General features: G+C 60.0%; 1 protein-coding gene. It reads left to right on the top strand.

Annotated features, from left to right (window positions below; translation table 11 throughout):
* Positions 1-255 (top strand): hypothetical protein (locus tag GCN75_RS29010; RefSeq protein ID WP_193317715.1); only part of this gene is annotated, 255 nt, incomplete at both ends.

The raw sequence follows: 255 nt of genomic DNA, 5'->3' as shown, positions 1-255 counted from the left end.
ATCACGACAGGCAAGTTGGACAACACGGCGGGCCGCATCGCCGCCAACAGCGCGAACCTGGCCCTAAACGCGACGGTGTTGACGAACGTCAATGGCAAGCTGGAGCACGCAGGTGCCGGCATCCTGGCCATTAACGCAGGGCAATTCAACAACCAGTTCGGCAAGATCACGGGCAATGGCAAGCTCGATATCAGGGCAGCCACTTTCGACCACCGCAATGCGATGACGGTGGCCAATCAGCTGACCGTCAACGCC

Source organism: Janthinobacterium violaceinigrum, from assembly GCF_009208555.1.
GTDB classification, from domain to species: Bacteria; Pseudomonadota; Gammaproteobacteria; order Burkholderiales; family Burkholderiaceae_D; genus Janthinobacterium; species Janthinobacterium violaceinigrum.
The sequence above is the reverse complement of the archived record's forward strand: the minus strand, read 5'-3'. Positions and strand labels throughout refer to the sequence as shown.